The organism is Parasulfitobacter algicola (assembly GCF_013315265.1).
Classification (GTDB): Bacteria; Pseudomonadota; Alphaproteobacteria; order Rhodobacterales; family Rhodobacteraceae; genus Parasulfitobacter; species Parasulfitobacter algicola.
In genome coordinates this window covers 41,489-66,302 of sequence record NZ_JABUFE010000006.1, presented here as the reverse complement: position 1 = coordinate 66,302, position 24,814 = coordinate 41,489, and the positions used below count along the sequence as shown (strand labels likewise).

At 50.6% G+C, this 24,814-nt stretch carries 23 protein-coding genes; 5 read left to right on the top strand and 18 right to left on the bottom strand.

The features are described 5' to 3' along the window. Positions 1–146: 146 nt before the first annotated feature. From HRQ87_RS20485 to sciP, 5 genes are all read right to left on the bottom strand, one after another. Complete coding sequence (locus HRQ87_RS20485; RefSeq protein ID WP_281356637.1) at positions 147–269, bottom strand: hypothetical protein; 123 nt, start codon at positions 267–269, stop codon at positions 147–149. 109 nt (positions 270–378) lie between these two features. Further along, complete coding sequence (gene recG / locus HRQ87_RS11290; protein WP_174138371.1) at positions 379–2,469, bottom strand: ATP-dependent DNA helicase RecG; 2,091 nt, start codon at positions 2,467–2,469, stop codon at positions 379–381. Then, a complete protein-coding gene (gene ligA / locus HRQ87_RS11285) occupies positions 2,466–4,598 on the bottom strand; it encodes an NAD-dependent DNA ligase LigA (protein WP_174138370.1) in 2,133 nt (710 codons plus the stop codon). Before ligA ends, recG begins: the two co-directional genes overlap by 4 nt. 123 nt (positions 4,599–4,721) lie before the next feature. Continuing rightward, positions 4,722–5,438, bottom strand: coding sequence for a response regulator transcription factor CtrA (gene ctrA / locus HRQ87_RS11280; protein ID WP_174138369.1), 717 nt, complete (start codon positions 5,436–5,438; stop codon positions 4,722–4,724). Positions 5,439–5,534: 96 nt separating this feature from the next. After that, positions 5,535–5,813 carry a CtrA inhibitor SciP gene (gene sciP / locus HRQ87_RS11275; RefSeq protein WP_174138367.1) on the bottom strand — a complete coding sequence of 93 codons (279 nt, stop codon included), beginning with the start codon at positions 5,811–5,813 and terminating at the stop codon, positions 5,535–5,537. A gap of 122 nt (positions 5,814–5,935) precedes the next feature. Here sciP and mnmA point away from each other — a divergent pair, with 122 nt between their 5' ends. After that, positions 5,936–7,081, top strand: coding sequence for a tRNA 2-thiouridine(34) synthase MnmA (gene mnmA / locus HRQ87_RS11270; RefSeq protein WP_174138365.1), 1,146 nt, complete (start codon positions 5,936–5,938; stop codon positions 7,079–7,081). A gap of 43 nt (positions 7,082–7,124) precedes the next feature. Here mnmA and lpxB read toward each other — a convergent pair whose 3' ends face one another. The 13 genes from lpxB to pyrH form a co-directional block, all read right to left on the bottom strand. Further along, a complete protein-coding gene (gene lpxB, locus HRQ87_RS11265; RefSeq protein WP_174138363.1) occupies positions 7,125–8,306 on the bottom strand; it encodes a lipid-A-disaccharide synthase in 1,182 nt (393 codons plus the stop codon). After that, a complete protein-coding gene (locus tag HRQ87_RS11260; protein WP_174138361.1) occupies positions 8,303–9,124 on the bottom strand; it encodes an LpxI family protein in 822 nt (273 codons plus the stop codon). The genes lpxB and HRQ87_RS11260 overlap by 4 nt, the downstream gene beginning before the upstream one ends. Next, a complete protein-coding gene (lpxA, locus tag HRQ87_RS11255) occupies positions 9,124–9,921 on the bottom strand; it encodes an acyl-ACP--UDP-N-acetylglucosamine O-acyltransferase (protein WP_174138359.1) in 798 nt (265 codons plus the stop codon). Before lpxA ends, HRQ87_RS11260 begins: the two co-directional genes overlap by 1 nt. Beyond that, a complete protein-coding gene (gene fabZ, locus HRQ87_RS11250) occupies positions 9,921–10,382 on the bottom strand; it encodes a 3-hydroxyacyl-ACP dehydratase FabZ (protein ID WP_174138357.1) in 462 nt (153 codons plus the stop codon). The genes lpxA and fabZ overlap by 1 nt, the downstream gene beginning before the upstream one ends. Positions 10,383–10,446: 64 nt before the next feature. Further along, complete coding sequence (locus HRQ87_RS11245; RefSeq protein ID WP_246252175.1) at positions 10,447–10,971, bottom strand: OmpH/Skp family outer membrane protein; 525 nt, start codon at positions 10,969–10,971, stop codon at positions 10,447–10,449. Positions 10,972–10,994: 23 nt separating this feature from the next. After that, complete coding sequence (bamA, locus tag HRQ87_RS11240; protein WP_174138353.1) at positions 10,995–13,313, bottom strand: outer membrane protein assembly factor BamA; 2,319 nt, start codon at positions 13,311–13,313, stop codon at positions 10,995–10,997. Between the two features lie 140 nt (positions 13,314–13,453). Next, on the bottom strand, positions 13,454–14,788 hold the full coding sequence (gene rseP / locus HRQ87_RS11235; protein ID WP_174138351.1) for an RIP metalloprotease RseP: 1,335 nt from the start codon (positions 14,786–14,788) through the stop codon (positions 13,454–13,456). Between the two features lie 11 nt (positions 14,789–14,799). Next, the gene (gene dxr / locus HRQ87_RS11230; RefSeq protein WP_174138654.1) at positions 14,800–15,969 is read right to left on the bottom strand and encodes a 1-deoxy-D-xylulose-5-phosphate reductoisomerase; all 1,170 of its coding nucleotides are present in this window, start codon (positions 15,967–15,969) and stop codon (positions 14,800–14,802) included. Beyond that, positions 15,966–16,760 (bottom strand): phosphatidate cytidylyltransferase, encoded by a 795-nt coding sequence (locus tag HRQ87_RS11225; protein ID WP_174138349.1) that lies wholly within the window; start codon positions 16,758–16,760, stop codon positions 15,966–15,968. Before HRQ87_RS11225 ends, dxr begins: the two co-directional genes overlap by 4 nt. Then, the gene (uppS, locus tag HRQ87_RS11220) at positions 16,757–17,479 is read right to left on the bottom strand and encodes a polyprenyl diphosphate synthase (protein ID WP_174138347.1); all 723 of its coding nucleotides are present in this window, start codon (positions 17,477–17,479) and stop codon (positions 16,757–16,759) included. The genes HRQ87_RS11225 and uppS overlap by 4 nt, the downstream gene beginning before the upstream one ends. Before the next feature lie 29 nt (positions 17,480–17,508). Next, the gene (gene frr / locus HRQ87_RS11215; RefSeq protein WP_174138345.1) at positions 17,509–18,072 is read right to left on the bottom strand and encodes a ribosome recycling factor; all 564 of its coding nucleotides are present in this window, start codon (positions 18,070–18,072) and stop codon (positions 17,509–17,511) included. A gap of 124 nt (positions 18,073–18,196) precedes the next feature. Next, positions 18,197–18,985 carry a hypothetical protein gene (locus tag HRQ87_RS11210; RefSeq protein ID WP_174138343.1) on the bottom strand — a complete coding sequence of 263 codons (789 nt, stop codon included), beginning with the start codon at positions 18,983–18,985 and terminating at the stop codon, positions 18,197–18,199. After that, positions 18,985–19,728, bottom strand: a complete 744-nt coding sequence (pyrH, locus tag HRQ87_RS11205) for a UMP kinase (protein WP_246252135.1) — start codon at positions 19,726–19,728, stop codon at positions 18,985–18,987. Before pyrH ends, HRQ87_RS11210 begins: the two co-directional genes overlap by 1 nt. A gap of 126 nt (positions 19,729–19,854) precedes the next feature. Between pyrH and miaA the strand changes: the two genes are divergently transcribed. From miaA to HRQ87_RS11185, 4 genes are all read left to right on the top strand, one after another. Then, positions 19,855–20,736, top strand: a complete 882-nt coding sequence (gene miaA / locus HRQ87_RS11200; protein WP_174138341.1) for a tRNA (adenosine(37)-N6)-dimethylallyltransferase MiaA — start codon at positions 19,855–19,857, stop codon at positions 20,734–20,736. Between the two features lie 80 nt (positions 20,737–20,816). Further along, the gene (locus HRQ87_RS11195) at positions 20,817–21,617 is read left to right on the top strand and encodes a helix-turn-helix domain-containing protein (RefSeq protein WP_174138339.1); all 801 of its coding nucleotides are present in this window, start codon (positions 20,817–20,819) and stop codon (positions 21,615–21,617) included. Positions 21,618–21,940: 323 nt separating this feature from the next. Beyond that, on the top strand, positions 21,941–23,596 hold the full coding sequence (locus HRQ87_RS11190; protein ID WP_174138337.1) for an ABC transporter substrate-binding protein: 1,656 nt from the start codon (positions 21,941–21,943) through the stop codon (positions 23,594–23,596). A 132-nt stretch (positions 23,597–23,728) separates the two neighbouring features. Beyond that, complete coding sequence (locus HRQ87_RS11185; protein WP_174138335.1) at positions 23,729–24,814, top strand: ABC transporter permease; 1,086 nt, start codon at positions 23,729–23,731, stop codon at positions 24,812–24,814.

Here is a 24,814-nt window from a genome sequence, read left to right as displayed (position 1 = left end):
GTGGCGTATCTATCGTATCGCAAATTCAGTCGGGTGAAGGACAGATCACCCTAGGGACTTGAAACAAGGCAGTATTCAGTCAAACACATCAAAGTTGGGGACAAGATGCGGGACTTGCGATACAGACCGCAGGCAGGAAGAAACGGTCATAAAAGACCGGGCACCAGTAATCCAACGAACAGCATCACAATCAAAGCACCTGCCCCAACTGCATCTAGCAGAAGCGTATCGGATGACCGGACGAAAGCGTCTTTTACATCGTTCAACATGGGTTATCTCCTTTGATCTGATGTCTGTGTTAACCTTTTGTTCTCATTTTTCTTAATCGATGTAAAGAACTTTTTAGGAACATTTGTGAACAAATTAGCACAAAACTTTCTAACCTACTGAAATCAAACGAATTGCTTTATCCTGTTCCATTAACCAAAGCAGAACACGTGCAGCACGCCCCCGGTTGGTTTCCAGGGTCGGATCATCCAGAAGCAATTTACGTGCATCGGTTTGCGCCAATGCCATAAGGCCAGTGTTGCGTTCCAGGTCTGCAATACGAAATCGCGGCAACCCGGATTGTGCTGCACCAATTACGTCACCTGCCCCACGCATGGCCAGATCCTCTTCCGCAATCTTAAAGCCATCTTCGGTGTCACGCAGCGTTTGCAACCGACGGCGACCCGTTTCGGACAAAGGCACTTGATAGATCAGCAAGCACGTTGATGCGGCAGATCCACGACCGACACGGCCGCGCAGCTGATGCAACTGTGCCAGACCAAACGTCTCGGCGCGTTCAATGACCATAATCGTCGCGTTTGGAACATTGACCCCGACTTCAATAACCGTCGTGGCGACCAAAATCTTAGTCTCACCGGCCACAAACCGGGCCATGGCTGCATCTTTTTCAGCAGACGGCAATTGCCCATGAACCAACCCAACGACATCATCGCCCAAGACGGCACGCAAGCGTTTGAAACGTTCCTCTGCCGCGGTCATGTCCAGAATTTCGCTTTCCTCAACCAACGGACAAACCCAATAAGCCTGCCGCCCTTCGGCAATTGCATCGCGTAGATGGGATATCACCTGATCCATCCGTCCATCCGAGATCATCGCTGTCTTGATAGGCTTTCTGCCGGGCGGTTTTTCATCGAGGATTGAAATATCCATATCCCCGTATTGCGCCAATGACAGCGTACGCGGTATCGGCGTCGCCGTCATCACCAGAACATCAGTTGCTGCCCCTTTGGCACCCAATTCCAACCTTTGCCGCACACCAAAGCGGTGCTGTTCGTCAATAATAGCCAGGCGCAAGTCTTTAAAAAAAATGTCTTTTTGAAAGACTGCATGAGTACCGATCAAAATTTGGATATTGCCATTCGCTAAGTCCTGCAATTTAGCAAGGCGATCTTTGCCCTTGTCACGACCCGTCAAAATTTCAAGTCGCACCCCTGCGGCATTGGCCAAATTTACCAGCCCCTCCTGATGTTGTCGTGCCAGAATTTCCGTAGGGGCCATCATGACGCCCTGCCCGCCCGCTTCGACCGCGATCAGCAAGGCCATGAACGCGACCAGAGTTTTGCCCGCACCAACATCCCCTTGCAAAAGCCTGTTCATTCGAACGGGCTGTGCCATATCATCTTTGATCTCAGCGATTGCACGCGTCTGCGCGCCAGTGGGGGCATAGGGCAAACTGTCCAGAACCTTTTGCTGCAATCTACCCGTGCCGATGACAGGCATGCCCTTGGCCTTGCGGACAGCAGACCGCGCCAATGCCAATGTCAGTTGGTGTGCGAATAACTCGTCATAAGCCAAACGTTGTCGCGCTGGCGCTGATGGCGAAATATCTGTTGTTTTTTCAGGCATATGAGCCAGTTGAATTGCGGTTTTAAACGCTGGCCATCCTTCCCGTTTGCACAGCGCGGGATCAATCCATTCTGCTAAATCCGGCACGCGCTCTAATGCCGACGCTGTTGCTTTGCCCATGGTTTTCTGCGTCACCCCAGCTGTCAGCGGATAGACCGGTTCGAAATCAGGCATATCGCCTGCTTCGTCCAATCGCAGAATATGATCCGGGTGGACAATCTGGGCCAGACCATCGAACAGCTCAACCTTGCCGGAAACCAAGCGGCGCTGTCCTGTTGGCAGGATTGATTGCAGATAGGGTTCACGTGCATGGAAGAACACCAGCTGGAACGAGGTTTTGGCATCCTGAACATTCACGCGATGCGGGCCGCCCTTGCGTTTGGCCGGAATGTGCGTGCCAACTGTTACCTCAACCGTTACTGTCGTTGGTGGTACGACATCCATGACCGATGCACGACGGGTTCGATCAATGCCAGAATGCGGCAATGTAAACGCTAAATCACGGGGCGTTAAAATATGGGCGTTTTCCAGATTTTTGGCAGTCTTGGGCCCTATCCCGTCAAGCGTATCCAGCGCGGAAAACAGGGGAAACAGAATTTCCGGACGCCCGGTCATGCGTCGCCGATCAAAGCAAGCCAACCATCTTCGTCAATGGTTTCAATGCCTAACTCGACGGCCTTTTTACCCTTGGATCCCGCACCCGGCCCCGCGATGACCAAATCGGTTTTTGCCGATACAGACCCTGATACCTTTGCACCAAAAGCTTCAGCGCGTGCTTTGGCTTCGGCCCGTGTCATTTTTTCCAATGCCCCGGTAAAAACGATAGTTTTGCCTGCTACCGGACTGTCTGTGTTCACGCGTTTGATTGCAGGTTGAATATCAAGATGGGCAATCAGTCGGTCAATTGATGCACGCTCGGCTTCTTGATGAAATGCCGTAACGACCGAGGCCGCCATGACGCTGCCCACCCCGTCAATTGCGATCAGTGTATCCCATTCATCGCCTTTGCCAATTGTTGCAGATGTCATTGCCGTTTCAAAAGCCTGCCAGGTGCCATAGTTATTGGCCAGCAGACTGGCAGAGCTGTCACCAACATGGCGGATACCTAACGCAAAAATAACCCGGCCAAGTGAGATTTTACGTTTTTCATCAATGGCTTGAAACAGGTTTTGCGCAGATTTCTCACCCCAGCCTTCGCGATTTTGCAGCTGCTGCAAACCGGATCCATACCGATCACGCAAGGTGAAGATATCCGACGGTTCTCTGACCCAGCCATCGTTATGAAACTGTTCAACCTGTTTCGCACCCATGCCTTCAATATCGAACGCTGCGCGGCTGACAAAATGTTTTAACTTTTCAACGGCTTGCGCAGGACAGATAAGCCCCCCGGTACAACGCCGAACAGCATCACCCGTTTCACGAACTGCATCCGATCCGCATTCCGGGCATTGGGTTGGAAAATCAAAGGGGTGTGTGTCATCTGGACGTTTTGTCAGATCAACATCTTTGATCTTGGGAATGACGTCACCGGCGCGATAAATCTGAACCCAATCGCCGACCCGAATATCGCGCCCACCCCGAATGGGTTGCCCGCCTGAATCCTGACCTGCGATATAATCTTCGTTATGCAAAGTCGCGTTTGACACAACAACGCCACCGACGGTGACAGGAGTCAAGCGTGCCACAGGGGATAAGGCACCAGTACGTCCCACTTGGATATCAATATTTTCAAGGCGCGTCCAAGCCAGCTCTGCAGGGAATTTATGAGCAATCGCCCAACGCGGCGTTGTGGACCGAAAGCCAAGGCGGCGCTGCAATGCAAGATCGTCAAGCTTGTACACAACACCGTCAATATCATAGCCAAGCGTTGCGCGCTGCTCTTCGATCTGTACATAGTGGCGGATCATTTCTGTTGGCCCCACACAAAGGACTGTCAGTGGATTGACTGAAAACCCCAACTGCGCCAGGCGTTCAATCGCCCCCATTTGCGTTTCTGCCAGCGGGTCCGACAAAGCACCCCATGCATAGGCAAAAAACCGTAGCGGCCTGTTTTGTGTGACACTTGCATCCAATTGGCGCAAAGACCCCGCAGCAGCGTTTCGCGGATTGGCAAATGTTTTCAGACCTGCTGATGTCTGGCGATTGTTTAAAGCAGAGAAATCCTCATGAGACATGTAAACTTCGCCGCGCACTTCCAGAATATCGGGGGCATCTGAAAGCATTTGTGGTATATCACTGATGGTACGCGCATTTTCTGTGACGTTTTCACCAACCTCACCATCGCCCCGCGTGGCCGCTTGAACAAGGTGGCCGTTTTCATAACGCAACGACAGGGATAATCCATCAATCTTTGGTTCAGCGGTGTAAGTTAAAGCTGGCGCATCGGTCAGCCCAAGGTATTTTCTGATGCTTATGTCGAAATCAGTAACATCTTTATCGTTAAATGCATTGCCCAAAGACAGCATTCGAATTTCATGAATAACCTTTGAAAAGCCATCGGCAATCGGCGCCCCGACTTTTTCTGACGGGCTGTCATTGCGTTTCAAATCAGGAAAGCGCGTTTCAATCTGTATATTGCGGCGTTTTAATGCATCATAATCTGCATCGGAAATATCCGGTGCATCAGCTGTATGATAATCGCGATTTGCTTTTGAAAGAAGATCCGCCAACCGCGCCAGTTCAACTTGGGCCTGATTGTGATCAAGAAGATCAACGTCGATGTCTGCGGTATCTTTGGAAGTCATTGATCTGCCTCTTTCGTAATGCCTTAGTGATATGAGGCAGTGCGAAAGAGGTCCAGACCAGAAGCAATATATGAAGATATGCCGTGTAAGAAAATCAGCCCTTTTTACAAAGAGCTGATAAAATTATGCGCCGACCGCTATGCGTTCGGCAGGAATTTGATCACGTTGAGGGTCGCGCAGTACATAGCCACGGCCCCAAACTGTTTCTATGTAATTGTCACCATCTGTTGCAGCGGCCAGTTTCTTGCGCAACTTACAGATGAATACATCAATGATCTTGAGTTCCGGTTCATCCATGCCGCCATAAAGATGGTTCAAGAACATCTCTTTCGTTAACGTCGTCCCTTTGCGCAGGCTTAAAAGCTCAAGCATTTGATATTCTTTTCCGGTCAGATGAACAGAAGCCCCTTCGACATCGACCGTTTTTGCATCAAGGTTAACCGCGATCTTACCGGTTTTAATAACCGACTGCGAATGTCCCTTGGAACGTCGAATAATCGCATGAATACGGGCAACCAGTTCTTCGCGGTGGAACGGCTTTGTCAGATAATCATCTGCACCGAAGCCAAATCCTTTGATCTTATTTTCAGTATCATCCGCGCCTGATAGAATCAGAATGGGGGTTTCAATCCTGGCAAGGCGCAGCTGGCGCAGCACCTCATGACCGTTCATATCCGGAAGGTTCAAATCCAGCAAAATCAAATCATAATCATATAATTTTGCCAGATCGATACCTTCTTCACCCAAATCTGTCGCATAAACATTTAGATTTGCGTGGGTTAGCATCAGTTCGATGCTTTTGGATGTGGTGGGATCGTCTTCAACCAATAACACTCGCATACTCTTTAATCTCCGCTGGTATCGCTTCATTCCCTGCTACACTCGCAAGCAATGGTTAACGACAAGTTACCGTTGCGAAAATATTAACTAAGCAACTTAAGGTTGTCGATATTTTTGTATCGCAGTTGTCTTAAGGGCACCTATCCCATGGTCCGCGATTGCATTACACCAGGCATCAAACTCCTCTTCCGAGATGTCATAGGTGCTCAACGCCTCTTTTTTGCCCAATAGCCCGTGGGCCACAGCCCGCACCACACAAGCCTTACGCGATGCAACCCATCGGCTTGTTCCAATGGGCGGCAAATCGGCACGTGTCATAATCGATCCATCCGACAAGGTTACAGATCTTGGTCCTTCAATTTTCTTTAGATACATAGTACTCACCCCTTTAGTCATATTGTGGTCACCATGACGTGACGGGATTAACGTGTGGTGAAACACCCCCTTGTTAGTCTTTCGCATTTTCCTATATTTCGTTTAAAATTCAGGAGAATTTTATGGCGCTGGACAATGACAAAGTAGTGAATTCACTGGGGTTTGCGAAAACTCCGGCTGAAACACGTGTGGTGGTTGCCATGTCCGGTGGTGTCGACAGTTCTGTTGTGGCAGCACAATTGGCTGAAGAAGGATACGATGTCGTAGGCGTTACCCTTCAGCTTTATGACCACGGTGCTGCCTTGGCCAAGAAAGGCGCGTGTTGTGCGGGCCGTGATATTCACGACGCCCGGCGCGTGGCTGAAGAAATGGGCTTTCCCCATTACGTGCTGGATTATGAAAACACCTTTAGGGAAGCCGTCATCGACGAATTCGCCGACAGCTATCTGGCGGGCGCGACGCCTGTTCCTTGCATACGCTGTAATGAGAGGGTGAAATTCAAGGACCTGCTGGAAACGGCCAAGGATCTGGACGCCGATTGCATGGCCACAGGCCATTACATTCAGCGCAAAATGGGGCAAAAAGGGCCCGAGTTACATAGCGCCGAAGATGCCGCGCGGGATCAAAGCTATTTTTTGTTCTCGACGACCCCGGAACAATTGGATTACCTACGTTTTCCGCTTGGGCATTTGCCGTCAAAAGAGGCAACGCGTGCTTTGGCCAGCCGATATGGGCTAAGCGTGGCGGACAAACCGGACAGTCAGGACATCTGCTTTGTGCCAAACGGGAATTACGCCAGCGTGATTGAAAAACTGCGCCCTGGGGCTGCGGATCCCGGAGATATTGTTGATGTCGATGGGAATATTCTAGGCCAGCACAAAGGTGTGATCCATTATACGATTGGTCAACGTCGCGGTCTTGGGATTGGTGGCCTGGGCGACCCGCTTTATGTGGTCAGGCTTGATGTCGATAAACGTCACGTAATTGTTGGCCCCAAAGAGATGCTGGCCACGCGCACCATTCCTGTGCGTGAAATCAATTGGTTGGGCGATGGAAAGTTTAGCGATCAGTCCGAACGTCACGTCGCGATCAAAGTACGATCAACACGTCCTCCGCGCGATGCGATCATCCGACCAATTTCAGACACAGAAGCAGAAATCGAACTGTTGACCCCCGAAGAAGGTGTGTCACCGGGTCAAGCTTGCGTGTTTTATGAAACGTCTGGCAGCCGTATCCTGGGCGGTGGTTGGATCTGGCGTGGATATTAACCGCTTATCAAACCCTTGCGGGTTTTGCGCGACAATTGCGTCATCATCTTTGATCAGTGGCGGATATTCTACTGATATCGTCAATGATGGCTTCAGCAGCGCGAAGCCCCGGGTCCTTTTGACCTTGTCCCAGTCGCGATAAGGTTACGCGCATCGCGTCCAGTTGCGCTGACGGATCGGCCAAAACACCAATCAAAGCTTGCCCAATCGGTTCAGGCTGGCAGTCAGCGCCAAGAAATTCAGGCACTGTCCGCGTTTCAGAGACCAGATTAACCAAAGTGACTGTATCAACCAGCAACATACGCCGGATCAGGTATCTTGAAATGATGTTCATATCATAGGCGATGACCATTGGCGTCGCACTTGCAGCTAATTCAAGCGACACGGTTCCAGAAGCAGCCAACGCCACATCAGCGGCACGAAAAGCTGTACGTTTTTCGGAAACATACGCATCAATAGACATTTGGGCTGGATCAAGAATGATTGGCTTGCAGGGCCAATCACTGGTCAAATCCTGAACCAATCCTGATACGGGCGATGCCACAGGGACAACAATACGCGCATCTGGATGTTTGGTCAGAACAGGTTTTAAAGCCTGCCCGAAAATCGCTGCAAGGCGACTGACCTCGCCCTTGCGGGAGCCAGGAAGAACAAGAACGACAGGGGTCTGATCAGCGATATCATATCTTTGGCGAAACGCCTGCACATCCGCATCATTCGCCTGTGGTTCGGACACCACAGGATGACCAACAAAATCGCACCGCATTCCGGCCGCTTGCATGTATGGCGGTTCAAACGGAAATAGTGCCAGTACATGATCGATCATTTGTGCCATTTTCTGTGCCCGCTTTGGGCGCCAGGCCCAAACGGTTGGCGCAACATAATGTACTGTTCTGATATAACTTTGCGCTTTTACAATCTTTGCAACACGCAGACAAAAATCAGGGCTGTCAATTGTGATCAACGCATCTGGCTTCAGTGTCAGAACCTTATCCGCAGTTTGCCTGATCCGTCGCTTTAGATGGAAATACTTTGGCAAAACCTCGGCAATGCCCATGATACTAAGTTCGTCCATCGGAAACAGGCTGATCAAACCCTGTTGCTGCATCAAGGGACCACCAATACCGTGAAATTCTACGTCAGGAATAAGCTGCTGTAGCCCTTTCATAAGGGCCGCGCCAAGTTTATCGCCAGACGGTTCACCCGCGATTAAAAACAGTTTCATAGGGATCTTTCACGCACCCAAAGGAACAGGCCCTTTTCATTTGCACGTGCCACAACCTTGTCAAAATCAAGAACCTGGACACCGCGTGCTTCGATCACAATCCCGTCCAAGCCAGCGGCTTCAACAGAATCCACCGTTGATACACCAATCGTCGGCATGTCAATCCGACGGTCCTGGTCGAATTTGGGGGCTTTATAGAACACCCCCCCTTTTGGTCGGGCAGCTGACTGTTCAATCAGATCAGGATTTAGTGACAACAGCATCCAGTCTGTGCCCATGATCCCTTCGACTGCAATGACCTGGCCAGAGCCCACAACACAAGCCTGCCCAATATCTAGCGGTGCGATTGTATCTAATAACTTAACGGCACGACTGGTATCTTTTTTATGAATATCAGATGGGAATACGTCGGTATAATTACCAGCATCAGGCATCAAATTAGGTGCAATATCAACAGCGGCACAGATCGAGAATCCTGCATCCTGAAAGATATCCAATACAACACGTAATGCTGCATCATCGCCTTGCTGTATTGCCTGCATCATGCGTGGCACCAAAGGTATGGTCTGCGCATTAATTGCGGTTGGATCAATCTTTGGTCTGTGAACAGATCCGGCAAATACCACTTTGGTTACATCCCGTGCCTTAAGCTCTTGCAGAAAACTGCCCAACTGTTCAATTCTGAATTCAAGAACCGGGTGATCAAGGGAAACGGGAAATCCATGCATCTGGCATAGTTGAAATGGCAGATTTTGCGCTTGCAGCGATTTTATAATGTGGCGCGGAAGATCACCCTGCCCTGCAACAATCGCAATCATCAGCGCGGGGTCAGGAACGACCGATCCGAGTCGCCCAGAACGAAATCAACTACCTCACGTACATAATCACTTTCGGTTTCATCTGATAATTTTCGGGCGCGGTCGATAAAAGCACCTTCGCCTTGTGCCAGCATTTGAAAGGCCGCCCGAAGGGCAGTAATATCGCCACGCGCAACACCTTTGCGTTTCAAACCGACCAAATTTAGCCCGTCCAGCTCTCCCCGGGGCCCCTGTACCAAGCCGTGCGGGATCACGTCATTCGTGACCATGCTAACAGCACCGATAATCGCGCCGTTGCCAATGCGCACCCATTGGTGAATACCTGACAGCCCGCCGATGATAACGTCATCTCCGATAATGCAATGCCCTGCCAAAGCAGAGTTGTTGACCATAATAACCCGGTTTCCAACCTTTGCGTCATGGGCAACATGGCACCCGGCCATGAACAAACCATCATCGCCAACGCGTGTGACGCCGCCGCCACCCTTGGTGCCAGTATTCATCGTGACATGTTCACGAATTCGATTTCGTGCCCCGATGACAAGGCGCGTTTTTTCGCCTTTGAATTTCTGATCCTGCGGAATTTCGCCAATCACCGCAAAGGAAAAGATAACGGTTTCTGCACCAATTTCAGTTTGACCAGTCACCACCGCGTGGCTTTTCAGTTCAACCCCATCGGCCAAAACAACATCTGACCCAACCAGAGCAAATGGGCCAATGATACAATTCTTTCCAACAACGGCACCCTCTTCGATATGGGCTGTTGCGTGAACCTGTGCAGTGGGGTCAATTGCCATTATTCAGCCTCGGGCAGATCTAGCATGGCCGTGAATTCTGCTTCGGCAGCCAGTTCGCCATCCACCGTCGCGCGCCCGCTGAATTTCCAGATCTTAGATCCGCCACGTTTGGTTTCGATGTTCATTTCCAACACATCCCCCGGCATAACTTTACGTCGGAATTTGCATTTGTCGATTGCCATGAAATAGACAAGCATCTCCTTGTCTAGCATTTCCATATCGACACCCACCATAACAGCAGCCGTTTGTGCCATCGCTTCGATAATTGTCACACCTGGCATAATCGGGGCGCCCGGAAAATGGCCCTGAAAATGGGGTTCATTGAATGTGACGTTCTTGATACCCTTTGCCGATTTTGAACCGTCAATATCAACGACTTTATCGACCAGCAAAAAGGGATATCTATGCGGTAAAATCCGCTGGATCGTATCGATATCGGCTGTTTTCAAATGATCGGTCATCGGGCCCTCGTCTTTATTATCATTTAAGATGGGCTAGCATTTGGGTCGAACCTGCACAAGGTATCTACTGCGGTGTAGATCCATTGGCGCTGAATTCAGCATCAATGCGTTGAATGGCAATCGCTGTTACATCAACCTTTGGAAGTGCCATGAAATTGCTGTCTTCAGTCTGATACAAAATGATCGAAGCGCCGCTTTCCAACAATATTTTCTCAAGAATTGGAGCCGTTTTATTTGTAAAGTCGACCCTTGTCTGTTCCACAATCAGATCAAAACGACGTTCTTGCGTGTCGCGATCACGCCTGATCTTTTGCACTTTTTCATCGAAAGCTTCAGCAAGGGTTTGAAATTCATCTTGTGGCAATGTGGAACGCTTTAACGCAAGATCACGTTCTTCTGCTTCAAGATCTTGTATAAGCCTTTGATTTTCCGCCCTAATTTCACCAGCCCGTTGGTTCAAGGTGAACAGGATAGCACGCCCATAGGCGCTTTCTTCAAAAAGACGCTGTCTGTTAATGACCAGCACATCACTGGATGGCAAAACCTGATCTTGTTGCGCCATGGCCTGCCCTGCGGCAAGCCATAGCATCAAGATTGCCATCCACCTTAGCATTAAAAGCTCGTTGAGATGGACAGGTCGAAGTATTGCGGATTGTCATAGTCTTCGATTGACAAGGGTTGTGCAAAGTTAAAACGCAGCGGGCCCAATGGCGTCGTCCACAAGAAAGACAGCCCGACAGAGGATCGCAAGATCAGATCGTCATCAATCGTTCCGCCAAGATCATCATCCAGATCCCAAACCGACCCGATATCAAAGAATGCCCCGCCTGATATGCCATATTCTTCTGGCAAAGGCAGTGGAAAATCCGCTTCGAACCGGGCGGCTGCGAAAATGTTGCCATATACCGCGTCTTCATTTTCGGCATTCAAATCGCGTGGACCATAGCCATTTGGTTCAAACCCGCGAATTTTCCCGTTCCCGCTAAAGCGATCCGTGATTCTTGAATTTCCGTCGAACGTATTGATCGCGCCACCTTCGAAAATGGCCCGCAACGTAACCTCTTCGTTCAGCACTGCTGTCTGCGCGCCCAGAAACGCGACCGTTCGCAGATATTCACGATCCCCACCAAGACCTGCGATATCCTGACTGAACCGCAGCAAGATACCGGCATTGGGATTCAGGCCCGTCACGCGGTTATCAAAGGTGTAGCTGTAACCAACTGAACTGGTTATCAAAGCGCCAGCATCGCCATCCTGGATAACCAATTGCGAGGAATCATCTTCGACATCAGAAATTTCATCCTGTTGCAGCGCATATCGAACAGATAGCCGCCCATTTTCGCTGACAGGAAAGGAAAGTGATGGGCTGAACCGCGCCAATGTCGTGGCATAGTCAGAAAACCGCCCGTCAGTCGTGGCGTACCTTAGATCAATACCAAAGCGAAGATCCCGCCCCAGAAACGCAGGTTCAGCAAAGCCGAAGTTATAACTTGCATTGTCTGCTGATGTGTTAAACCCAAACGAAAGCGATTGCCCGCGTCCCAGAAAGTTGCGTTCACGGAACCCGACAGCCAAACCAATACCGTCATTTGCATTAAAGTTGGCACCAAAGTTCAAAGACCCGGTATTCTGTTCTTCGACATCGACATCAATAATAACAGTGTCTGGGCTGGATCCTTCGCGTACGTTTGCTTCGGCATTTGCAAAAAGTCCAAGGGCACGGATACGTTCAGCACTTTGTCTGATTTCACGCGGATTGAACGGATCACCTTCTACAATACGAAACTGACGGCGAATGACACGATCAAGCGTTGTGGTGTTCCCCTCAATATCAATACGTTCCACAAAGACACGGGGGCCACGTGTGATTTCGAAATTGATATCCAGCGTCTGCTGACGATCGTTTCGCGATACGTTGGGTTGAACGCGGACAAAGTTCAGACCTTTTTGCAGTGCCAGACGTTCCATTCGGGTGATAACAGTTTCAATGGCCGTGGGGGAATACGTCACGCCAGGGCGGATATTAATCACGTCCTGAAAGTCTTCCTCGTCCACATTGTCGATCAAACTAACGGCACGAACCTGACCAAATTTGAACTGCTGCCCTTCACGCACATTAAACGTAATCAAGAAAGCGTCACGTTCACGTGTCAATTCTGAGCTGACATTCAGCGTCTGAAAATCAACATACCCGCGCGACAGGTAAAAATCACGCAACACCTGCTTGTCGAATTCAATACGGTCTTCAACAAAAGTATCGCGACCGATCAACTGACGGAAAATGCCAGCTTGCTTGGTTTCCAAAACGCGGCGCAACCGGCGATCAGAATAATCGCGATTGCCTGTAAAGCTGATGCGTTCGATCTCAATCACACCGGATTCGCTGATATCAAAAACCAGATCGACACGGTTATCAGATCTGCGAATGATGGATGGTGTTACAGTCGCCGCAAACCGTCCAGCTTGAGCATAGGCTTGCGTGATCAACGCGGCATCCCGTTCGGCAACAGTCGGGCTATAGACTCGACGTGGCCGCGATTGCAACAAACCCAAAATGGCTTCGTCCTTGATACGGCGATTGCCTTCGATGCTGATGCGGTTGATCGTCGGGAATTCCCTTACCCTGATGATCAGGGTCGATCCGCGCGGCTCAAGCTCAACGCTTTCGAATAATCCAGATTCCAGAATATTCTGATAAGCGTCATTCAATCGCCCTGCTGACACGCGTTCGCCCCGCGCAATCCCGGCATAGGTCAGGATTGTGCCTTGTTCGACACGCTGATTGCCTTCGATCTGAACTGTGTTGAAAGTGTATGATTGTGCATTCACGACCAAAGTCGTTACCAGAAATGCTAATAAAGCTAATCCAGTGAAACGCAATTTTTTAAATAAAGAAACACTTTGTGTGAAAGCGCCCCAACATGCGGCCATGATTCTTCTCCGCCAATGCTGCCCCGTTTCAATGCAGTTAACGGCTTGGGGCAGACTTGTCAAAACCTAGTCGGCGTATAATCGGGCAACACTGTATGATGTGCCTAATTCAGGCGCGACGCGCGAAATTCCGCCCCTTTTTAGGGGCAAAAAATGTCATTTGTCAGCGCAAAAACCATGAATGAAAGCATGATCGTCAATCCGGCAATCATCATGTACTTCAACGCTTGATCATTGGGGGGCTTACCCCGAACGGCCTCATAGGCGTGAAACACCAGATGGCCGCCATCCAAAACAGGAATGGGAAACAAATTAATAAAACCAATCGCAGTCGACAAAACCGCGATAAACTGAATAAAACTCATTGTACCCTGGCTTGCCATGCCAGACGACATTTCAGCGATACCAACAGGACCCGAAAGATTGCACGTGCTGATCGCACCCGTGATGATATTCCAAAGCGCATTCACGCTTGAGCTCATGATGACAAACGTATTTTCAACACCATACCAGACAGCTGTGAAAAACCCGACATTCTCTGCCTGACGTTCAATGAACAATCCAGATGTCATGCCAATCAAATAACGCTTCTCAAATGTGCCATCCTCAAGCGGATAATCTATTTTGCGTGGAACAAGCACGAAATCCATCTGTTCGCCGTCGCGCCAGACGTCAAGTTTCAGCGGCTTCCCTTCGGAATTAACGACGATCTGTCTGAAGTCTTCAAATGTGTAAACCGGCGCGCCATCTACAGCCGTAATCACATCGCCGATCTTCATATCAATATCCATTGCCGGAAGACGCGGTGTCAGGCCATGCACAACAGGCGGCATCAGATGTGGCGCTGTTACTGTTATGGCTTCACCGTCGCGAATGATACCATAGTCAATTTCGCGTGCGCTTGGCAGATTGGCCAAGACCGCCCCAAGATCTGCGCCGATTTCTTGACCATTGATCGCCACGACAACATCACCAGGCTGAAGTTCCTGCGTATAGACATCCGGTAAGGGCAGAAAATCTTCGATTACAAAATCTTCGGTCGGCTGACCTTGATAAAGGATCAAACCGGTGAAGATGGCGATAGAAAAAATAAAGTTAAAGACAGGCCCCGCCACAACCGTGGCAGACCGTGCCCAAAGTGGGGCGCCGTGCATTGTCCGGCGTTGTTCTGCAGCACTTAGGGATGCAACACGTTCACCATCTTTGCCACTGGCCGCATCCGCGTCGCCAAGAAACTTTACAAATCCACCCAAGGGTAAAATGGCGATCTGCCATTGCGTGCCACGTTTGTCCCGACGTGAATAGATGACGGGCCCGAACCCGATGGAAAACACTTCGGCATGAATACCGCACCAACGACCGACGATGTAATGTCCGTACTCATGAATGGCTACGATAATTGACAGCGCAATGATCAAAAAGAGGATCATATACGTCACACCACCAAACCCCGCGGCAAAACTGGTAATATCCATGTAAACGCTCCTTAAAGTGCGTGTATAATCTCGGTTGCATATATGCGTGCCAGATGATCGGTTTCCACCACGTTATCAAGACACATCTGATTACTTAAAAGTGTTTCTTTCGCGACCATGCGGTTCAACGTCGCGTCAACAACATCAGCCATTTGCAAAAATCCGATCTCTCCGGCGATAAAACCATCCAATGCGCGTTCTTTGGCGGCATTGAACGCGGCACCGGATAAACCGCCCGCCTCCATCACTTCACGCGCCAAGCGTAAGGCTGGATAACGAACTTCGTCCGGAGCAATAAACGTAAAAGCACCAATATCTACCAGGTTCAACCGGTCAACAGGCAAGGCGCGGCGTTCAGGCCAGTTCAAAGCAAAACCAATCGCGTGGCGCATATCAGGTGGCCCCACATGCGCCATCAACGCCCCATCGCAAAAGCCAACCAAAGCATGGATCAGGCTTTCAGGATGAATAATAACTTCGATCTGATCAGGCGTAACGTCAAAAAACTCTTTTGTTTCAATAAGTTCCAAAGATTTATTAAACATGGACGCGCTGTCAATTGTGATGCGCTGACCCATATCCCAGTTCGGGTGACTGGATGCCTGCGCCAGTGTCGCATTGGCCAGCTTATCAAGGGGCCAATCACGAAATGCCCCGCCCGAGGCTGTGATGATAACCCGCTCAACCGCTTTGATGTCTTCGCCAACCAAGGCCTGAAACACCGCAGAATGTTCACTGTCGACAGGTAGAACCGTCGCGTTGTACTTTTTTGCGGTGCCCATCAGTAAAGATCCCGCTGTCACCAGTGACTCTTTGTTTGCCAAAGCCAATGTTGTGCCCTGCTGCAGCGCACGCAAACCTGGTTTCAAACCGGCCGCCCCCACAATCGCTGACATGATCCAATCTGCGGGACGACTGGCCGCGTCTTCAATCGCCTGCGCACCACTGGCGACTTCTATTCCAGTTCCTGTAAGCGCATCTTTCAGATCTGCCAGACCGTCATCATAAGCCGTAATCGCAATTTCAGCATGCAAGGCTTTGGCATCCTCTGCCAATGCTTGAATGTTACGTCCACCAGACAAAGCGACAACGTCAAATTCATTAGGTGCGCGCTTGATTAGATCAATCGTATTCTGCCCGACTGATCCTGTTGCGCCAAATATGGTGACTTTGCGGGTCAGAATCGCACCTCTGGAATATCAACGACCAGTGCGACGAACAGCATCACCAAAGCCGCTCCCAGTAATCCGTCGAAACGATCAAATAAACCACCGTGTCCTGGGATCAGGGTCGAACTGTCCTTGACCTTCATGCGTCGTTTCAAAGCACTTTCCGCGATATCACCCATTTGACTAGCAAATGACAGCGCCACAGAAATCCACGGCAAATCATTACCTGCATTTGTGAACCCCAAGAATATGAAGCCGATAATGGCTGAAGCAACCCAACCCGCGATTGTTCCCGACCAGGTTTTCTTGGGGCTGACCGCAGGCCAAAACTTGGGCCCGCCAATCATGCGGCCCGCGAAATAACCGAATATATCCGTCGCAATCACAACAGCGATCAACCAGAACAACCAGACAACCCCGTAGGTTTCGCGAAAGACAACCAATCCCCAGCCCGCCACAACAATGCCAAGCGCAAACAGAAAAAATGTCAGCCGTTCCCGTGGCATCATAACTGCGCCAACAATGGCGGGCACAAAAAGCAATGACAGGATCAGGCCAGTTTGTTCTGTGGCCAGCAATCCTGATAAAACGCTGGCCGTAAACGCCGCCAGCAACATGCCTTGGGTCGGCGCATCAAGACGCACCATCAAAGTCAGCTCCCAGATCATCACAGCCGTGACAAACACGGCCAGCATCTGAAACCAAATGCCGCCCAACCAAATGCCAAGCATGCCCAAAACGGCCATACCTGCACCATAGATCACACGATCCCGTAAATCTTCCCACTTGGGGTTCTTAGTCATGTCTTGATGGCACCAAATCTGCGGTCCCGCTCGGAATAATTTGCAATTAGTCCGGCAAATTCATCCGCTTTGAAGTCAGGCCAAAGCGTATCGATAAACTCGTATTCGGCATAGGCAGATTGCCATAGCAGGAAATTAGAAATACGTGCTTCGCCACTGGTGCGGATCACCAAATCAGGGTCAGGCAACACATAAGTGTCCAGAAAGCGTGGCAAGGTTTCGTCGTCCACGTCCTTGGGGTCCAGACGACCAGCCGCCACTTCATAGGCCAAGCGTTTTGTTGCGCGCGCAACCTCATCCCGACCCCCATAATTCAGGGCAATTGTCAGATGCACCTTAGAGTTGACAGCTGTCAACAATTCCAATTCATCCATCAATGTGACCAGCTTATCGTCCAGCTTCATACGGTCACCGATAAATCGAACACGCACTCCTTCTTCGAATAATGCGCGTGCTTCGCGTTGGATATAACGACGAAACAGACTCATCAAACCGGCGACTTCAGTTTGGGTGCGTTTCCAGTTTTCAGTCGAAAACGCAAAAATCGTCAGGTATTTTACGCCTAAATCCGGGCAAGCCTCGACGATTTCGCGCACGCGCTTGGCCCCTGCGTGATGACCAAACAAGCGTGGGCGTCCACGTTGCGTGGCCCAACGACCATTGCCATCCATGATGATCGCGACATGATTGGGGCCGCGTGTTGCGATATCTTTGGCCATAAAACCGGGCCTTTCTGACGCTTGGCGCCTTAAACCTGCATTATCTCTGACTGCTTCGTTTCCAGCGCTTCGTCTATCGCACTGATCATTTTATCCGTTAATTCCTGAACTTCATCTTCCCACAGCTTTTGGTCGTCCTCGGACATCCCATCAGCTTTGGCTTTCTTGATCTGATCCATCCCATCACGGCGAATATTGCGAATGCTGACCCGCGCATTTTCGGCATAGGTTCCGGCAACTTTGGTCAGTTCTTTTCTGCGTTCTTCGTTCAACTCTGGGATTGGCAACATGATGATCGTGCCGTTCAGCTGCGGGTTGATCCCAAGACCACTTTCGCGAATTGCCTTTTCAACCTTACTGACCAGCCCTTTGTCCCAGACATTGATGGTGACCATCCGCGGCTCAGGCACGTTAACGGTTCCCACCTGATTGATCGGCGTCATGCTACCGTAGGCATCCACCATCACCGGTTCCAACATGCTAGCCGATGCACGCCCTGTACGCAGCGATGCAAATTCAGTCCGAAGCGAGGCCATGGCCCCATCCATCCGGCGCTGAAGATCATCTGTATCTAGTTCAAAATCTTCTGACATATCTGTGCTCTTCGTATGTTACGTGACTGCTATAGCTGCAAATTGGGACATTTGTATAGAACGCCTGTGCAGTTCCTGTGCAACTTGCCGCTTTGTTTCCACTATCAACCCACTGCATTGTTTATCAATAATGACACAGTGGGGGACGCGGTGATCGTGGCTGACCATCTGATCCGCCCGTGTACCATCCTGCCGCAATTGCAATTATGTCGTATTCGAAAAACAACCAGCTGTTTTTGTTATCAGGTAAAATTTGCCGCGTGACCTGAAGACCAGATGCCCCAGGATCTATGCAACTATTCGCTTTTCCCAAGGCCCGGACATATGATCCGAAATCAGCGACAAGATAGGCGTGATTTGCCTCAATCACATCTCTTTGAGGAACATCGGCGCAATCCCCTGTCATCACCTGAATGCCAATGGGTGTCTCAAGCACCTCTTCACCGTAAAACCGCAAATCACCTGACATAAAATGCGATGCAAGGAATTTAGTATATTCTGTCTCTGCGGTATTCGCATCGCCTTCATGACGGGCATTGAAAACCGTCTTAGCATCTTTCAAAAAGCAGCCATTCTGACCCATTTTAGCATATTCATCGATTGCTGATGTTACGCCCATGATATCCGGGTCTGTTACCAAAACAGACGTTGTTATGTCCGGCAATCGTATATCACAAATCTCTTCACCCAGAACGATCCAGATAGCCTGCGGCGATGCCGCTCCATTGGACAGGCTTTCCTGCATCAAGGTATTTATTTGTTCATGCGTGAAACCGGATGCACGTGCTGCATTGCGGCTTTCCTGACTAATTGTGCACCCATGCCCGCCCATGAATTCAAGAAGTGCAGACTGTTGTTCATCGGCCGATGCCACAAAGGCAAAGCAGATCAAAAAAACAGATAGAATGCGCATTACCCATGTACCCTTGTATACGTACCTTCGCCTGCCAGAATGCCCCTGAAGCCACCCGGTTCATCCAGTGAAAAGACGATGATCGGAAGATTGTTGTCGCGCGCCAACGCAATGGCGCTGGCATCCATCACGCCCAGATGCTGTTGCAAAACCTCGTCATAGGTAATCTGTCCATACCGTACGGCATCATCATGTTTCTTTGGATCTTTATCATAAACACCGTCGACCTGCTTGCCCATAAAGATTGCCTCGCAGCTCATTTCATTTGCCCGCAGGGTGGCGGCGGTATCTGTGGTGAAATAGGGGTTTCCGGTGCCAGCCGCAAAAATGCAGACCCGTTTCTTTTCCAGGTGTCGCACGGCGCGGCGGCGGATATAGGGCTCGCACACCTGATCCATCGGTATCGCACTGATGACACGGGTGTGGATGTCCAGTTCTTCCAGCGCGGATTGCATCGCCAGCGCATTCATGACTGTGGCCAGCATCCCCATGTAATCGGCTGTCGTGCGTTCCATCCCTTGCGCGCTGCCTTGCAAGCCGCGAAAAATGTTGCCGCCACCGATGACCATACAAATTTCGACACCCATATCGTGAACGGATTTCACTTCTTTCGCGATACGTTGAACCGTCGGTGGATGCAGCCCATAGCCCTGATCACCCATCAAAGCTTCGCCCGATATTTTCAGCAAGACCCGTTTATATGTCGTCTTGGCCTGCCCATCTGCCCCATCCATTTCCGTCATCCCTGATCCCTTTTTGCGTTGCGGTGCAAAATGTCGTAAATGCCGCCCGGGTTCAATCACCAAAGGCCAAGTGCGCAAAAAGATGTTCATGACTGCACAAATTCCATTCCGACAGCCGGGATAGCCATGTCTTTTGCCATCAAAAACCTCGCACAGGACCGCGCTGTCTTGATCGCTGGCCCAACCGCATCGGGTAAATCCGCCCTAGCGCTTGAAATTGCAGACACTCAGGGCGGGCAAATCATCAATGCAGACGCTTTGCAGGTGTTTTCGAATTGGTCTGTGCTAACGGCGCGTCCGTCAAAGGCAGATTTAAAGACTGCCGATCATTATCTTTATGGGCATATTGGGGCCCATGCGGATTATTCGGTTGGGCACTGGCTTAACGATCTGCGGGACATTCTAAAAAAGGTAGATCGACCGATTATTGTCGGGGGTACTGGGCTGTATTTTACTGCATTAACAAAAGGGTTAGCGGACATTCCTGCTATACCGTCCGACGTGCGAACACTGGCAAACCATAGGATGGCAGATGAAGGCAGCGATGTCTTGCTGGCAGAACTGGACACAAAGACCGCGGCACGGATTGATACATTGAACCCGGTGCGCGTTCAGCGGGCATGGGAGGTTTTGCAAGCCACCAAAACAGGATTGGCCGACTGGCAGGATCGGACACCACCGCCGCTTATGCCCCTGGATCAAGTGCAACCCATCGTCTTTCAGACCGACAAGGATTGGCTGAATTCACGCATAGTGAAACGTTTTGACACAATGCTTGAACAGGGCGCGATCGAAGAAGCGCGCCACAATTTGATGGATTGGAATCCCAATTCGCTATCGTCAAAGGCGATTGGTGCACCCGAGCTTATTGCCTATTTGAAAGGGGGAATGACCTTGGGTCAGGCACGTGAGGCAGCGATTATATCGTCGCGGCAATACGCAAAACGACAGCGAACCTGGTTTCGGGCCAGAATGAAGACGTGGCAATCTTACGCCTGCCCCTTTTAAAAGGTTAACAAGCGCTTGAATTGCATGCCACATTTTTTCACTACTAGGGCTGCCTGGAAATTTAACGACAAGATGACGCTGTGGTATCGAAAGAGACGCTAGATCAAATCAAAAGCCTGCCGCTGGCCCAAATGGTCAAGCGTGAACCGTGGCGTGCCAGTCTGCCCCACAGCGAAACGTCGCATACGTTGCTGTGGATTACACGGGGACAGGGCCGTATTACGGTTGCGGGTCGGCGCAGTGGGTTTGGCACCCATAATGCAATTTTTATTCCAGCAGGAACAATGTTCGCGATTGAACCGGGGACCGGCACATTTGGATCAGTGATCTTTCTGCCCCAGGATGAACGGTTGGGATTGCCCACTGATCCTGTGCATCTGCGAACCCGTGATGTATCTGCGCACAAGGAATTCAATGCCAATCTGGAACAGCTGCAACGTGAGTTGGATAGCGAACGTCCCGGTCAGGACCGTGCTGCGTTTGCCTATGCCGCGTTGTTGGGTGTTTGGCTTGACCGTCAGCACGCCGAAGAAGCCGCGGCGCAATACAGCGATGCGGCCACGCGGTTGGTTGCGCGTTATACCAGATTGATCGAAAACAAATATCCAACCGGGCACAATGTTCAGCACTATGCCACGGCACTGGGTGTGACGGCGACGCATCTGACCCGCGTTTGCAATCAGGTCAGTGGCCAGCCGGCATCGCAAGTCCTGAATGATCGTGTGATGTACGAAGCGCGCCGCCTTTTGCGCGACACCAAAGAACCGGTCAATGCGATTGCGAAAAGTCTTGGATTTTCAACACCTGCCTATTTTACACGGGCGTTTCAAAGCCATTCGACCATGACGCCTTCGGCGTATCGCAACGGGGCGCATATCTGATCGCGATGTCTGACAGCGCGGTTTCAGATTTCTTATTTCCAACCATGAAATAGCATCGACCACACAAAGAATCCCTTTAAAAAATAAATACATCTTTTCGGTTGCGTTTAGCGCTCAGGTCGTTTTTGTTATAGGCAAACGTCGCTTTTGACACAAAAATAGCAAAAGCAAGCGTTGACGCGCGACATAAAGTTGTGCCGAATATAGCGATAATGAAAGGAACCTTTGGGCGTGACGCGAAACACAATGCTAAAAAGACTTTGCGACCTCCAATGGCCTGACTTCACAAAAAATAAAAATCATTGTCTCACAGGGAGAACACGATGACGCATTCCACCCTAACCGGTAAGCCGGTCCATCCGGCCGTTAAAATGTACGCAGAGGAAGCAAAGGCTGGCAAACTAAGCCGCCGCGAGTTCTTTTCGCGTGCAACAGCTTTGGGTCTGACCGCAACGTCGGCTTATGGCATGCTTGGCCTTGCAACACCCGCGAAAGCCGCAGGTCATGCACAACAAGGCGGCACGCTGCGCATTCAGATGGATGTGCGCCCGCTGAAAGATCCGCGCACCTATGACTGGCCGCAAATTTCAAACATCAGCCGCGGCTGGCTGGAATATCTGGTCAATTACACGCGCGACGGTGCTTTTGAACCCGCATTGCTGGAAAGTTGGGAAGCCAGCGACGACGCGACAGAGTATATGCTGAATGTGCGCCAAGGCGTGAAGTGGAACAATGGCGATGACTTCACGGCACAGGATGTGTTGGTGAATTTTGAACGCTGGTGTGACAAGTCGGTCGAAGGCAATTCGATGGCCGCGCGTATGAACACGCTGGTTGATCCCGACACAGGCAAGATGATCGAAGGCGCGATTGAGGTGATCGACACCCATACGCTGAAGCTGACGTTGCCACAGCCTGACGTCACAATCATTCCAGGCCTGTCCGATTACCCTGCAGCTGTTGTGCATCCGTCTTATGACAACGGTAACCCGATGGATAATCCAATCGGAACCGGTGCCTATCTGCCCGGTGAGTTCGAAGTTGGCATCAAGGGCGTGTTGGTTAAAAACGAAGATCACGAATATTGGGGCGAAGGCGCCACGCTGGATCGTATCGAATACATCGACTACGGCACTGATGCCTCATCCTGGGTGGCGGCGGCTGAGTCCGGTGAAGTGGATATGCTGTATGAAACAGTGACTGATTTTGTCGATATCATGAACGCGATTGGCTGGAACCAGTCCGAAGTACCAACCGCAAACACGATCGTTATTCGGCCCAACCACAATGCCGAAGTTGACGGTATAACCCCATATGGTGACGCGCGTGTTAGACGGGCACTTCAGATGGCCGTAGATAACAGCATCTGTCTTGAACTGGGTGTAGCCGGTCTTGGAACAATTGCGGAAAACCATCACGTTGCCCCACTCCATCCTGAGTATGCCGAAATTCCAAAGGTCGAATATGATCCTGCCGGTGCCAAGGCACTGATGGAAGAGGCAGGCATGGCCGATTACGAACATGAGCTGATCTCGATCGATGATGACTGGCGCAAGAACACGACCGACGCAGTTGCAGCACAGCTGCGCGATGCCGGGATCAATGTTAAACGCACCATACTGCCCGGCAATACGTTCTGGAATGACTGGACGAAATACCCATTCAGTTCGACGGACTGGTCAGGTCGCCCACTTGGTATTCAGGTTCTGGCGCTGGCTTACCGGTCTGGCGAGGCATGGAACGAAAGTGGCTTCAGCAATGAGACGTTTGACAGCAAATTGTCCGAAGCCATGGCAATTGCCGATGTGGATGCGCGCCGCGAAGTTATGGCCGAGTTGCAGCAAATCATGTTGGACGAAGGTGTGACACTTCAACCTTACTGGCGGTCAATCTATCGCCACTATACCGACAAGGTTCTGGGGGCCGATATGCACCCCAGCTATTTCATTGAACCCACAAAGCTGGCCTTGAAAGCATAAATTGTACCGTAAGGGCCAGAGGATGATCTTCTGGCCCTTCGTTTAGGATATGTTTGCTGAATTGAATATGTTTTACATCCATTTTGACCAGACCCGCGGGCCTTGGGACATACAGAAGACACAGGGATTGCGATGATACTGTTCGTCCTGCGCCGCATCGGCGTCATGATACTGACTGCGCTTTGCATGACGATGATCGTCTTTGCACTGACCAACCTGCGTCCAAATCTGGAAAAGATTGCCCGAACCGAAGCCGGATCGCGGATCACTGATGAACAGGTCACAACCTGGCTTGGGGAACGCGGCTTTCTTGAGCCGATGCCAATCAGATATGGTCAATGGCTTGGCGTCGTACCGGGTTGGACAAAAATCCAATCGGATGGCAGCGTGACGGGGTATTGTATCAATCGCACGCAATCTGCCGAAGATGCCCCCAGATATTGCGGTGTTCTGCAGGGAGAATGGGGATATTCCAGATCATCGCGGGATGATGTTGCAAGTGTTTTGACCAAAAGGCTGGGCGCCACTGGCGTTTTGATGTTCTGGGTCATGATCATCATGATCCCATCTGCGCTGATCATCGGCATTTTTGCTGGCATGCGCGAAGGATCACGCACAGACAGGGCCTTATCGACAGCCTCAATCGCCGCAACGGCGACACCTGAATATGTGTCTGGCGTTATCTTTATCGCACTCTTTGCATCATCTATTACTGGAATTTCACCAATCTTAAGGGAATGGGGGGTAATAGATCGGACCTTGTTCTTGGCATCTGCCCGATCAGCTTATGACAGTGGGCCAACATTTGCGAACTTTACCCTGCCGGTTATGACAATGGCGATTTACGGGATGGGTTATATTGCACGTATGACCCGCGCATCGATGGCCGAGGTGATGACATCACAATACATCCGCACCGCGCGACTAAAGGGCGTCAGTTTCCGCAATATCGTGATCAAACATGCCCTTAGAAATGCACTGATTGCGCCGTTTACGGTGATTATGTTGCAGATACCATGGCTTCTGACCGGCGTTGTGATTGTGGAAAGTATCTTTAATTACAACGGCTTCGGATTCACTCTGGTCGCTGCGGCTTCGAATAATGATATCGAGCTGCTGTTGGCCATGTCGGTGGTTGCCGTATTCATCGTGCTGGTCACGCAGCTTATCTCAGATATTGGCTATGTCGTGTTGAACCCACGCATCCGTATTTCGTAA